The following is a 13,355-nucleotide window of genomic DNA, read 5'->3' on the forward strand; positions in this document are numbered from 1 at the left end:
GTTTTTTATAATGCCACGTCAGAACACCTTGCTTTGCAGCGCCCATACCGCCGCCTCCACCCGTGACTTCAACCCCATTTTTTTCAGCAGATGTTTCACATGTACCTTCACGGTACTTTCACTGATATCGAGCCTGCGGGCGATGGTTTTATTCGGCAGGCCGTGGGCGATAAGCTTCAGGATATCGCGCTCGCGCGGCGTCAACTGCCCGCTATCCCGCGCGCCGCCGGGACGGTCATCGCGCAGGCCGGCCGCCAGCACCGGCATCAGCGCCTCGCTTAATACCATCCTGCCCGCCGCGGCCTGGCGGATGGCCGCCAGCAGATCTTCCGGCTCCATATCTTTCAGCAGGTAACCATCGGCGCCGCGTTTCAGGGCGGTAATCACATCGTCCTGATGGTTCGAGACGCTGAATACGACGATGCGCCCGGAAAGGGGCAGCCGGCGCAGGCAGTCCAGCGTATCCAGCCCGCTCATGCCCGGCATCTTTAAATCGAGCAGGATCAAATCCGGATCCAGCGTTTCGGCCAACAGCACCCCCTGCTCGCCGTTGGCGGCTTCGGCAACCACTTTCAGGCCGGGGTCCATGCCGATAAGCGCCCGCACGCCGCTGCGCAGCATCGGGTGATCGTCAATCAATAAAATCGTGGCGACGTCGGATTCGCTCATGGTCTGTTCCTGTTAATAGGATGATGCCGGTTGCCGCGGCACGGTTACCCGTACTTCGGCGCCGCCGCCGGGGAGATTCGCCACCCGGCAGTCGCCGTGCAGGTTCCTGGCGCGATCCTGCATGATAACCACGCCGTAATGATGCTGGCGCTGATGTTCCTCCGGCAGGCCGCGGCCGTTGTCACGGATGCTGAGCACCAGCGCATCCGCCTCCAGGTCGGCGGTAAGCGTCACCCGGCTGGCGCCGGCGTGTTTGACGATATTGGTTAACGCTTCGCGCGCGATCTGCGTCAGGTGGATGGCCTGATGGGACGAGACGGCTTGCGCCGGCAGCCGATAGATGAACTCGACGGCGAACCCCAGCCGCGCCGAAAATTCCTCCACCGTGGTTTGCAGCGCCGCGCGCAGGCCCGGCTCCGTCTGGCGCAGGCGAAAGGTGGTCAGCAGCTCGCGCAGCTGGCGGTAGGCGGTATTAAGCTCGTCGCGCATTTGCTGCATCAGCAGCTGATTTTCAGGCGCGGCGTGCGTATTTTGCATTTGCAGGACGCCTATTTGCAGCTTCAGGCAGGAGAGCGACTGGGCGATGCTGTCGTGCAGTTCGCCGGCAATGGCCGTGCGCTCGGCCATCAGCATCAGCTGCTGCTGATGCTCGGCCTGGCGTTCCAGCGCCAGGGTGCTGGTCAGCTGTTCGACAAGCGTGGCCACCAGCCGGCGCTGCGTATCATCCAGCCTGTGGCGCGGCGGATACGCAGCCAGCATCACGCCGTATTGACCTAATTTATCGTGCAGGCGCCAGCTGAGCTGCTCCGTCCCGGCTTCACTTAAGTCGGGCGCCGGCGGACGGGCGGCAATCCGCGCCGTATCGACAGGCGCGGGTCCGCCCGCGGTGTCGGCCATCCCGCCCTGTATCGCTGTCGCCCCGGCATCCGGCGGTGCCGCCCCGTCGTTTACCGGTTGTGCGGCATCGTTCGCCGCCGCCTCGCCGTCTGCCTGGACGCCATCCAGTCCGGGATCGCGATCGTTTTCATAGAGCCGGATCTGGATTTCCCGCAAGGGGATCAGGGTCTGCAATTCCTCCAGCACCGGTCGCAGGCGGCCGGGCAAAGGCGCGCCGGTATGCAATTGCCGGCTGGCGCGATAGAGAAAATCCAGCACGCGGTTTTTTTGCCGCAAATCGGCGGTGCTGTCCGCGATCCGCTGCTCCAGCTCGGTATACATCTGCGACAGCGACTGCGACATACTGTTCAGGGTAAAGCCCAGCTGATCCATTTCATGATATCCGCCCGGTTCAGCGCCGGGCGGTAGCGGATAGCGCTGGCTAAAATCGCCGCGGCTTACCGCTCTGGCCTGGTTGAGCAGGTGCCGCCAGGGACGCAGCAGCCGGCGGCGCAGGTAAAGGATGGTGCCGGTCAGCACCAGCAGGGTCAGGGCGATGATGATTTTCTGCACCAGGGCCACCAGCGCCAGCCGGCGCTCGGTATTGCGATCGAGATCCGACACCAGCGCATCCAGCCGGCGCACGAACTCCGCAACGCCCCGGGCGGCGTCCGCGGGGCGCTGCGCCCGCAGCAGCAGCGGCTTAAGCGTGCCGTGCCAATGGTCGCGCAAATCCAGGTACTGCGGGGTCAGGCCTTCGCGCTTCACCGGCTGGCGCAGATCGTCGCTTAACTGGTCCCGTTCCAGTTCGGCGAGCAAGGGGTCGCTGCTTTGATCCAGCGGCACGCGCGACAACAGCCGGTAGCTTTGCATGCGCAGCGAGCCGGCCTTATTGATGGCATGGGCGTTGCCTTGCATGCTTTGCGCCATCCATAACGACAGGCTCATGCCGCCGATGCCCAATATGCCCGACAGCAGCATCAGCAGCGCCACCTGCTGGACGATGGATAACGGCGCGAAAAGAGCTTTGATCATAAGGCAGCGTTCCCAGGTCAAGCGCAGGCGAGCGGCGGATGGGGCCATTGTTCCTGATCCCCGGCGTTAACCCTATACCCCTTTAGGAGTACCCACAAATAGCCGTGAGCGGGGCGGGGGTTACCCCTCTCTTCGTGGCCGGGCCATAACCTGATGAATCATAGGGCCTTGCCGGAAAAAAAGCACTACTTACAAATGATAGGACCGGCCGGACGCCGCGCCGGCTAACGGGTTATCCCTTGATTTGCATCAAGTTCGCCCGTCCCCGCCTTGCCTAGGGTGGCGGATATCACAACGAATCCCCCTACATGCCCGAGGACTTTATGACTCTACTTTCCCGTTCAGACGCCGCACCACGCCGCCGGGGCGCCGTAATCGAGGATTGGCAGCCGGAACAGCCCGAGTTCTGGCGCACCCGCGGCCAGCCGGTGGCCCGCCGCAATCTCTGGATCTCCATTTATTGCCTGCTGCTGTCGTTTTGCGTCTGGATGCTGTTCAGCGCCGTGGCGGTCAACCTGAATAAAGTGGGATTTAATTTTTCCACCGATCGGCTGTTTCTGCTTACCGCGCTGCCGGCGGTGTCGGGCGCCATTCTGCGGGTGCCCTACTCCTTTATGGTGCCTTTGGCGGGCGGGCGGCGCTGGACGGCCATCAGCACGTTGTTCCTGGTGATCCCCTGCCTGTGGCTGGGCGTGGCGGTACAGGACCCGCTGACGCCCTACGGCGTATTTATCGCCATCGCCCTGCTGTGCGGCTTTGCCGGCGCCAACTTCGCCTCCAGCATGGCCAATATCAGCTTCTTTTTCCCCAAGGCCCGCCAGGGCGGGGCGCTGGGGTTGAACGGCGGCATGGGCAACCTGGGCGTCAGCGTGATGCAACTGGTCGCGCCGCTGGTCATCTCCACGTCGCTGTTCGCCGTCTTTGGCGGCACCGGGCGGGTGCTGGCGGACGGCAGCCGGCTATTTCTGGAAAACGCCGCCTGGATGTGGGTGCCGCTGCTGCTGATTGCCGCCGTGGCGGCCTGGTTTGGCATGAATGATCTGGCTACCGCCAAGGCGTCCCTGAGTAAGCAAATGGTGGTGCTCAAGCGCGGCCATATGTGGGTCCTGAGCTTTCTCTACCTGGCGACCTTCGGTTCGTTTATCGGCTTTTCCGCCGGTTTCGCCATGCTGTCGAAGACTCAATTTCCCGCGGTGCAGATCCTGCATTACGCCTTTTTTGGTCCGCTGATCGGCGCGCTGGCGCGTTCGGCCGGCGGAGCGCTGTCCGATCGGCTGGGCGGCATCCGCGTGACTCTGGTCAACTTTGTGCTGATGGCCCTGTTTGCCGCTCTGCTGTTCCTGACCCTGCCGTCCAATGGACAGGACGGCTCGTTCGCCGCTTTTTTCACCGTATTTATGCTGCTGTTTCTGACGGCGGGGCTCGGCAGCGGCTCCACCTTCCAGATGATCGCGGTGATCCTGCGCAAGCTTACCCTGGACCGGGTCAAGGCGCGGGGCGGCAGCGACGACGAGGCGCAGCGCGAAGCGGCCACGGAATCCGCCGCCTCGCTGGGCTTTATCTCCGCCATCGGCGCGGCGGGGGGATTTTTTATTCCCCAGGCTTTCGGCACCTCGCTGGCCCTGACCGGTTCGCCGGCCGGCGCGATGAAAGTATTCCTGGCGTTTTATGTGGTGTGCGTGCTGGTCACGTGGCTGGTTTACGGCCGCAACCTCCATCGCGGCATGGCGACCAAAAAACCACGTTGAGGACCTGGGCGCCGGCGATTGCGCGGCGTCCGGGCTCGTATTTTGACCGCAGGTCCACGGGACCTGTCTTGCAGGAGAACATCCGATGAGCCATTTTCTCGACCGGTTCCGTTATTTCAAACAGCTGGACCAGACCTTTGCCGACGGGCACGGCCAGGCGATGAACACCAATCGCGACTGGGAGGAAGGCTACCGCAGCCGCTGGCAGCATGACAAGATCGTGCGCTCCACCCATGGGGTAAACTGCACCGGTTCATGCAGCTGGAAAATTTATGTCAAAAGCGGGCTGGTCACCTGGGAAACCCAGCAGACCGATTATCCGCGCACCCGCCCGGATCTGCCGAACCATGAGCCGCGCGGCTGTCCCCGGGGAGCAAGCTATTCCTGGTACCTCTACAGCGCCAACCGGCTGAAGTATCCGCTGATGCGCAAGCTGCTGCTCACCCTTTGGCGCGAAGCCCGCGCGCGGCACGCCGATCCCGTGGACGCCTGGGCCGCCATCATGAGCGACGCGGCGGCCACCCGGGCCTATAAGCAGGCGCGCGGACGCGGCGGCTTTATCCGCTCCAGCTGGGCCGAGGTGAATGAGCTGATCGCCGCCGCCAATGTCTATACCGCCAAGACCTATGGCCCGGATCGCATTATCGGTTTTTCGCCGATCCCGGCCATGTCGATGATTTCCTATGCCGCCGGCGCGCGCTATCTTTCCCTGATAGGCGGCGTCTGCCTGAGTTTCTACGACTGGTATTGCGATCTGCCGCCGGCCTCGCCGATGACCTGGGGCGAGCAAACCGACGTGCCGGAATCCGCCGACTGGTATAACTCATCGTATATCATCGCCTGGGGCTCCAACGTGCCGCAAACACGCACCCCGGACGCCCACTTTTTTACTGAGGCCCGCTATAAAGGCACCAAGACCGTGGCGGTGACGCCCGATTACGCCGAAATCGCCAAGCTGTGCGACCAATGGCTCAGCCCGAAACAGGGCACCGACAGCGCCATGGCGCTGGCGATGGGCCATGTGATTTTGCGCGAGTTTTACCTGCAGCGGCAAAGCAGCTATTTCCTCGATTATGTCAGGCGCTACAGCGACCTGCCGATGCTGGTGCTGCTCGAACCCCGGCCCCAGGGATTTTACGCCGCCGGCCGCCTGCTGCGCGCCGCCGATTTGGTGGACGGCCTGGGGCAGGACAATAACCCGCAGTGGAAGACCGTGGCCATTGATGAAAACACCGGCGGGCTGACGGCGCCGCAGGGGGCGATCGGCTTTCGCTGGGGCGAGCAGGGCAAATGGAACCTGGAGCAGCGCGACGGCGGCAGCGGGCAGGAGGTGAAATTACAGCTCAGCCTGCTGGGCCGCCACGACCAGGTGGTGGAGGTGGGGTTCCCGTACTTTGGCGGCACGCCCAGCGAGCATTTCAGCCCGGTGCCGCTCAACGATATCCTGTTGCATAAACTGCCGGTCAAGCGCCTTACGCTTGCCGGCGGCGGCGAGGCGCTGGTGACCAGCATCTACGATTTAATGCTGGCCAACTACGGCCTCGATCGCGGACTGGACGACGACAACTGCGCGCGCGATTACGACGATATCAAAGCCTATACCCCGGCCTGGGCGGAGAAGATCACCGGCGTGTCGCGGCACAATATCGCCCGCATCGCGCGCGAGTTCGCCGATAACGCCGATAAAACCCACGGCCGCTCGATGATTATCGTCGGCGCCGGGCTGAATCACTGGTATCACATGGACATGAGCTACCGGGGCCTGATCAATATGCTGGTGTTTTGCGGCTGCGTGGGCCAGAGCGGCGGCGGCTGGGCGCACTACGTCGGCCAGGAAAAGCTGCGGCCGCAGACCGGCTGGCTGCCGCTGGCGTTCGGCCTGGACTGGCAGCGTCCGCCGCGCCATATGAACAGCACCTCGTTTTTCTATAATCACTCCAGCCAATGGCGCTATGAAACCCTGGCGCCGCAGGAACTGCTGTCGCCGCTGGCGGACCCCGCGCGCTTTACCGGCAGCCTGATCGACTTTAACGTGCGCGCCGAGCGCATGGGCTGGCTGCCTTCCGCGCCGCAGCTGAACGTCAATCCGCTGCATATCGCCGCCAAAGCGCGGGATGCCGGCCTGTCGCCGGTGGACTATACCGTGGCCGGCCTGAAAAGCGGGGCGCTGCGTTTTGCCGCCGAGCAGCCCGACGCGCCGCAGAATTTCCCGCGCAACCTGTTCGTCTGGCGCTCCAACCTGCTCGGCTCGTCGGGCAAGGGCCATGAATATATGCTCAAATACCTGCTGGGCACCGAAAACGGCATCCAGGGCGAGGATCTGGGGCGCCAGGGCGGCGTTATGCCGGAAGAAGTGGAATGGCGGGAGCAGGGCGGCGAAGGCAAACTGGATCTGGTGGTGACCCTGGATTTCCGCATGTCCAGCACCTGCCTGTATTCCGATATCGTGCTGCCCACCGCCACCTGGTATGAAAAAGACGATCTGAATACGTCCGATATGCATCCCTTTATCCATCCGCTGTCGGCGGCGGTGGACCCGGCCTGGGATTCGAAAAGCGACTGGGAGATCTATAAAGGCATCGCCGCGGCGTTTTCGCGCGTCTGCCAGGGGCACCTGGGCCTGGAGACCGACGTGGTGACCCTGCCTATCCAGCACGATTCCGCCGCCGAACTGGCCCAGCCGCTGGGCGTGGAGGACTGGAAAAAAGGGGAATGCGAGCTGATCCCCGGTAAAACCGCGCCGCATATCATGGTGGTGGAACGGGATTACCCGAATACCTATGAGCGTTTTACCTCCCTTGGACCGTTGCTGGACAAGCTTGGCAACGGCGGTAAAGGCATCGGCTGGAACACCCAGGTGGAAATTGATTTCCTGAAAAAACTCAACCTGACCAAAACCACGGGGGCCGCCGCCGGCCGTCCCAATATCAATACCGCCATCGACGCCGCCGAGGTGATTTTATCGCTGGCGCCGGAGACCAACGGCCAGGTGGCGGTAAAAGCCTGGGCGGCGCTGGGCGTCATGACCGGGCGCGATCACCGTCATCTGGCGCTGAACAAGGAAGACGAGAAAATCCGTTTTCGCGACGTGCAGGCCCAGCCGCGCAAGATTATCAGCAGCCCCACCTGGTCCGGGCTGGAGGATGAGCATGTCTCCTACAGCGCCGGTTATACCAATGTGCATGAGCTTATCCCCTGGCGCACGCTCTCCGGCCGCCAGCAGCTGTACCAGGATCATGAATGGATGCGCGCCTTTGGCGAAAGCCTGCTGGTGTACCGCCCGCCCATTGATACCCGCGCCGCGGCGCCGCTGCTTAACGCCAAGCCCAACGGCAACCCGGAAAAAGCGCTGAACTTCCTCACGCCGCACCAGAAATGGGGCATTCACTCCACCTTCAGCGACAACCTGCTGATGCTGACCCTGTCGCGCGGCGGGCCGATTGTCTGGCTGAGCGAAGACGACGCCCGCGAGCTGGGCATCATCGATAACGACTGGATCGAGGCGTTCAACGCCAACGGGGCGCTGATTGCCCGCGCGGTGGTCAGCCAGCGCGTGCCGGCGGGCATGACCATGATGTACCACGCCCAGGAGCGCATCGTGAATATTCCCGGCTCGGAAATCACCGGCCAGCGCGGCGGTATCCATAACTCCGTTACCCGGGTCTGTCCCAAGCCCACCCATATGATTGGCGGCTATGCCCAGCTGGCCTACGGCTTTAATTATTACGGCACCGTCGGCTCCAACCGCGACGAGTTCGTGGTGGTGCGCAAAATGGACCGTATCGACTGGCTGGACGACGAACATAACGATGACGCGCAGGGCAATGCGCTCGCCGGCACCCACCGCCCGCAGGAGAAAGCACAATGAAAATCCGTTCCCAGGTCGGCATGGTGCTGAACCTCGACAAGTGTATCGGCTGCCACACCTGCTCAGTGACCTGCAAAAACGTCTGGACCAGCCGCGAAGGCATGGAATACGCCTGGTTCAATAACGTCGAAAGCAAACCGGGCATAGGTTACCCCCACGCCTGGGAGGACCAGGATAAATGGCGGGGCGGCTGGATCCGTAAGATCAACGGCAGGCTGCAGCCGCGCATGGGCGGCAGGGTGGGCATATTGGCGAACATTTTCGCCAATCCCCACGCGCCGGAAATCGACGATTATTATGAACCCTTTGATTACGACTACCAGCATCTGCACACCGCGGCGGCGGGCAAGCACCAGCCCGTCGCCCGTCCCCGTTCGCTGATTACCGGGCGGCGGATGAAAAAAATCACCGGCGGCCCCAATTGGGAGGAGATCCTCGGCGGCGAATTCGAGCATCGCGCCAGGGACAAAAACTTCGAGCATATGCAAACGGCCATGTACGGCCAGTTTGAACACACCTTTATGATGTACCTGCCGCGCCTGTGCGAGCATTGCCTGAACCCGGCCTGCGTGGCCACCTGCCCGAGCGGGGCCATCTACAAGCGCGAAGAGGACGGTATCGTGCTTATCGACCAGGAGCGCTGCCGGGGCTGGCGCATGTGCCTGACCGGCTGTCCCTATAAAAAAATCTACTTCAACTGGAAAAGCGGCAAGTCGGAAAAATGCATTTTCTGCTATCCGCGCATCGAGGCCGGCCAGCCGACCGTCTGCTCGGAGACCTGCGTCGGGCGCATCCGCTACCTGGGCGTGCTGCTGTACGACGCCGATCGGATAGAACAGGCCGCCGCCGCCGAGCAGGAGCGGGATCTCTACCAAAGCCAGCTGGATATCTTCCTCGACCCGCAGGATCAGGCGGTGGTGGCGCAGGCGTTGGCGGACGGTATTCCCCAGGGGGTGATCGAGGCGGCGCAGAAATCACCGGTCTATAAGCTGGCCATAGACTGGAAGCTGGCGCTGCCGCTGCATCCGGAATACCGCACGCTGCCGATGGTCTGGTACGTGCCGCCGCTGTCGCCCATCCAGTCCGCCGACGACGCGGGCGCCTTACCGCACAGCGGCGTGCTGCCGGACGTGGAAAGCCTGCGCATCCCGGTGCAGTACCTGGCCAACCTGCTCACCGCCGGCGATACCGCTCCGGTGCTGCTGGCGCTGCGTCGCCTGCTGGCGATGCGCCACTATAAGCGCGCCGAAACGGTAGAGGGCCGGGTGGACACCAGCGCGCTGGAGCAGGTCGGCCTGTCCGAGGCCCAGGCGCGGGAAATGTACCGCTACCTGGCCATCGCCAACTATGAGGACCGCTTTGTCATCCCCTCCAGCCACCGCGAGCTGGCCCGCGACGCGTTCCCGGAAAGCAAGGGCTGCGGTTTCAGCTTCGGCGACGGCTGCCACGGCAGCGATACCCGTTTTAATCTGTTTAACAGCAAGCGCATCGACGCCATTGACGTCAGCGTAAAAACCGGCGGCACCCCCCATGATTAGCCTGAAGATTATCGGACGTTTATTGGATTATCCGGACGAGCCCCTTTGGGCCGCGCGGGAGGAGCTGATCGCGGCGCTGGGCGGCGCCGGGGAATTAACCCTGCGGCAGGCGGCCCGCCTGATCGGGTTTATCGGCGATTTTTGCGCCCAACCGCTGCTCGACGCGCAGGAGGCTTACTGCGGCCTGTTCGATCGCGGCCGCGCCACCTCGCTGCTGCTCTTCGAGCATGTGCACGGCGAATCGCGCGATCGCGGCCAGGCGATGGTGGATTTGCTGGCGCAGTACCGGGCGGCCGGCCTGGCGCTGGACAGCCGCGAACTGCCTGATTTCCTGCCGCTCTATCTGGAATATCTCTCCAGCCGCGACCAGGTGGCGGGCCGCGAGGGTCTGGCGGATATCGCGCCCATCCTGGCGCTGCTCGGCGCCCGGCTGCGGGCGCGGTCTAACCATTATGCCCTGCTGTTCGACATGCTGCTGGCGATCTCCGGCAGCGAGCTGCGCGGCGCCAGCCTGGATAACAACGTCGCCCTTGAGGCGCGGGACGATACCCCGGCGGCGCTGGACGCGGTCTGGGAGGAGGAACAGGTCAAATTCCTCGCCCCGCCGGACTGCGCCTCCGGCGAACAAGTCCGCCATCAGCGCCGGTTTGCCGGCGCGGTGATCCCGCAGTACCTGAGCAGTGATTTCAGCGCCGCTCCCGGCCCGGCCCGCGGCCGCGCGCACAGCGGCGCCGCGGTTGACGCGCCCCGGCGCGCCACCGATAAGAAAGGAGACTAGCCATGTCGTTTCTCAATCTGTTCTTTTTTGATATCTATCCCTATGTAGCCGGCACCATCTTCCTGGCCGGCAGCTGGCTGCGCTACGATTATGGCCAGTACAGCTGGCGCGCCGGCTCCAGCCAGATGCTGGATAAAAAAGGGATGCGCCTGGCGTCCAATCTGTTCCATATCGGCATCCTGGGTATTTTTTTCGGTCATCTGTTCGGCCTGCTGACGCCGCACTGGGTCTATGAGCCGTTTTTGTCCGTAGCGCTAAAGCAGAAAATGGCGATGGGGGCGGGGGGCGTTTGCGGCATCCTGACCCTGGTGGGCGGGGGCCTGCTATTAAAACGCCGGTTGCTTAATCCGCGCATCCGCGCCACCTCGAGCGTCGGGGATATCCTGATCCTGACCCTGCTGGTGGTCCAGGTGATCCTCGGGCTGCTCACCATTCCGGTATCCGGCAGGCATATGGACGGCGCGGAGATGATGAAGCTGGTGGGCTGGGCGCAGGCGGTGGTCACTTTCCACCCCGGCGCGTCGGCGCACCTTGAGGGCGTGGCGGTTATCTACCGGCTGCATATGATCCTCGGCATGACGCTGTTCGTGCTGTTTCCTTTCTGCCGGCTGGTGCATATCTGGAGCGCGCCGGTGGAATACCTGACGCGGCGCTACCAGGTGGTGCGCAACCGGCGCTAACGCAACTTCGCCGGTGCCGGCGCCCGGGCTTGTGCGGTCCGGCGCCGCGCATTGCCGATCGCCGGCCGGGACCGTTAGGCTTCGCGCCGGTCCGGGTCCAGGGATTTCAGCCAGGCGATTTCCTGCGCCCAGATCGCCGGCTCAACGGTCTCCAGGATCATCGGGATAGCGTTAAAGCGCTGATCGGCCATGATCCACTCGAACGCGGTTTTGCCGATATTGCCTTCCCCCAGGCTGTGATGGCGATCCACCCGGCTGTTGAACGCGCTTTTGGCGTCGTTCAGATGCATGCCGCGCAGGTAGGAAAAGCCGACGATATGCTCAAACTGGCTAAAGGTATGGCTGCAGGCATCCTCGGTACGTAAATCGTAGCCGGCGGCAAAGGCGTGGCAGGTATCGATGCACACGCCCACGCGGCTTTTATCCTCTACCCCGTCGATAATCGCCGCCAGGTGTTCAAAGCGAAACCCCAGGTTACTGCCCTGGCCGGCGGTGTTCTCGATCACCGCCGTCACGCCCTGGGTGCGTTCCAGCGCGATGTTAATCGACTCGGCGATGCGCGCCAGGCAGGTTTCCTCGTCAATTTGCTGTAAATGGCTGCCGGGATGGAAATTCAGCCGCGTCAGCCCCAACTGCTGGCAGCGGGTCAGTTCGTCGATAAAGGCGTCGCGGGATTTTTCCAGCGCGTCCGCCACCGGGTGTCCCAGGTTAATCAGGTAACTGTCGTGGGGCAGGATCTGATCGGGAGAAAAATTATATTCCGCGCAGGCGGCGCGGAATTTTTCGCAATCCTCGTCGCTCAGTTCCGCCGCTTTCCATTGCCGCTGGTTTTTGGTAAATAACGCAAACGCCGTCGCGTCCAGTTCGTGGGCGCGGATAACCGCCTGGTCCGCGCCGCCCGCCGCGCTTACATGGGCACCTATATACTTCATGTCTTCTCCTTTTTGACGTTATTATCGCACTGATAATGCCGCTAAAACGCCCGAAAGGGAAAAAAACATCCCTTTTAGCCCAGCAGGCGCTGTACGGCGGCGTTCACCAGGGCGCCGCCCGCCATCAGCCAGAGAAACAACGCCAGCGCCAGCAGCAGCGGCCGCAGCCCGGCGCGTTTAAGCGCCCCGATATGCGTGGTCAGCCCCAGGGCGGCCATTGCCATGGCCAGCAGCCAGGTATCCAGGGTGGTGATGGCCGCGATAAGCCGTGGCGGCAACAGCGGCAACGAGTTCACGCCGGCCACCGCGATAAATCCCAGGGCAAACCAGGGAAACGCGAGGGGGGCGCCGGCCGGGCCATAGGCCCCTGGCGTGCGCTGCCGCAGCCAGGCCGACAGCAGCAGCAGGAACGGGGCCAGCAGCATCACCCGGATCATTTTGCTGATCACCGCCGCGTTTTCCGCCTCCGGACCGACGGCATGGCCCGCCGCCACCACCTGCGCCACCTCGTGCAGGGTGGAACCGGTATAAATACCGAAGGCGGTGGCGCTGACGCTCAGCCAGTGATAATGCGCATTCAGCGCAAACAGCGCCGGATAGAGAAAGAGGGCGGCGGTGCCGAACAGCACCACCGTCGCCACCGCCACGGCGGTTTTATCCGCATCCGCTTTCAGCACCGGCGCGGTGGCCAGCACCGCCGCCGCGCCGCAGATGCTGCTGCCGGCGCCGATAAGCATGGCGGTCTGCCGGTCCAGCCCCAGCCCCCGGCATCCCAGCCGGCAGGCCAGCAAAAAGGTCGAGGACAGCATCAGCACATCAATCACCACCCCGGTGGCGCCGACAGCGCCGATTTGCTGGAAAGTCAGGCGAAAACCATACAGGATAATGCCCAGGCGCAGCAGCCGCTGCCGGGCGAACTGCACGCCGGGGTCACACTGATGAAGCCAGGCCGGCGTGATGATATTGCCCAGCACCATGCCCGCCAGTATCGCCAGCGTCAGTGCGCCAAGCCCCAGGCCGGCAACGGCGGGCAGGTCGCCGGCGCGTACGGCCGCCAGGGTAATGGCCGCCGCCAGCAACAGCCCGGACAGGCGGCGCCCGGCCAGGCGGATCGGGGGTAATAACTTTTCATGGCGCAGGGATAACATCGTTTCGCTCCTCTATTCCCGGATAAAAACAGGGTAATGGGCGCTGGCATAAAAGAGAAATTGATTATATGTTTATAACCTAT

9 protein-coding genes are annotated in these 13,355 nt (G+C 63.1%); 5 read left to right on the top strand and 4 right to left on the bottom strand.

The window, feature by feature from the left end:
- Positions 1-18: 18 nt before the first annotated feature.
- Together narL and ACL2XG_RS24560 are read right to left on the bottom strand one after the other, a co-directional pair.
- Positions 19-669, bottom strand: a complete 651-nt coding sequence (gene narL, locus ACL2XG_RS24555) for a two-component system response regulator NarL (protein WP_413723280.1) — start codon at positions 667-669, stop codon at positions 19-21.
- Between the two features lie 12 nt (positions 670-681).
- Entirely contained in the window at positions 682-2,577 is a 1,896-nt protein-coding gene (locus tag ACL2XG_RS24560) for an ATP-binding protein (protein ID WP_413723471.1), read from the bottom strand.
- Positions 2,578-2,903: 326 nt separating this feature from the next.
- Here ACL2XG_RS24560 and ACL2XG_RS24565 point away from each other — a divergent pair, with 326 nt between their 5' ends.
- The 5 genes from ACL2XG_RS24565 (at position 2,904) to narI (ending at position 11,192) form a co-directional block, all read left to right on the top strand.
- A complete protein-coding gene (locus tag ACL2XG_RS24565) occupies positions 2,904-4,328 on the top strand; it encodes a NarK family nitrate/nitrite MFS transporter (RefSeq protein ID WP_410014306.1) in 1,425 nt (474 codons plus the stop codon).
- Between the two features lie 85 nt (positions 4,329-4,413).
- Positions 4,414-8,196 (top strand): nitrate reductase subunit alpha, encoded by a 3,783-nt coding sequence (locus ACL2XG_RS24570; RefSeq protein WP_413723279.1) that lies wholly within the window; start codon positions 4,414-4,416, stop codon positions 8,194-8,196.
- Entirely contained in the window at positions 8,193-9,734 is a 1,542-nt protein-coding gene (gene narH, locus ACL2XG_RS24575) for a nitrate reductase subunit beta (protein WP_413723278.1), read from the top strand. Before ACL2XG_RS24570 ends, narH begins: the two co-directional genes overlap by 4 nt.
- Entirely contained in the window at positions 9,727-10,512 is a 786-nt protein-coding gene (gene narJ / locus ACL2XG_RS24580; protein WP_413723277.1) for a nitrate reductase molybdenum cofactor assembly chaperone, read from the top strand. The genes narH and narJ overlap by 8 nt, the downstream gene beginning before the upstream one ends.
- A gap of 2 nt (positions 10,513-10,514) precedes the next feature.
- Positions 10,515-11,192 carry a respiratory nitrate reductase subunit gamma gene (narI, locus tag ACL2XG_RS24585; protein ID WP_410014310.1) on the top strand — a complete coding sequence of 226 codons (678 nt, stop codon included), beginning with the start codon at positions 10,515-10,517 and terminating at the stop codon, positions 11,190-11,192.
- 74 nt (positions 11,193-11,266) lie between these two features.
- On the opposite strand, the gene nfo is transcribed toward narI, so the two are convergent.
- Together nfo and ACL2XG_RS24595 are read right to left on the bottom strand one after the other, a co-directional pair.
- Entirely contained in the window at positions 11,267-12,124 is an 858-nt protein-coding gene (nfo, locus tag ACL2XG_RS24590) for a deoxyribonuclease IV (RefSeq protein ID WP_413723276.1), read from the bottom strand.
- A gap of 74 nt (positions 12,125-12,198) precedes the next feature.
- Entirely contained in the window at positions 12,199-13,272 is a 1,074-nt protein-coding gene (locus tag ACL2XG_RS24595; protein ID WP_413723275.1) for a YeiH family protein, read from the bottom strand.
- Positions 13,273-13,355: the final 83 nt, after the last annotated feature.

This window comes from Sodalis sp. RH24, assembly GCF_047324145.1.
Classification (GTDB): Bacteria; Pseudomonadota; Gammaproteobacteria; order Enterobacterales; family Enterobacteriaceae; genus Acerihabitans.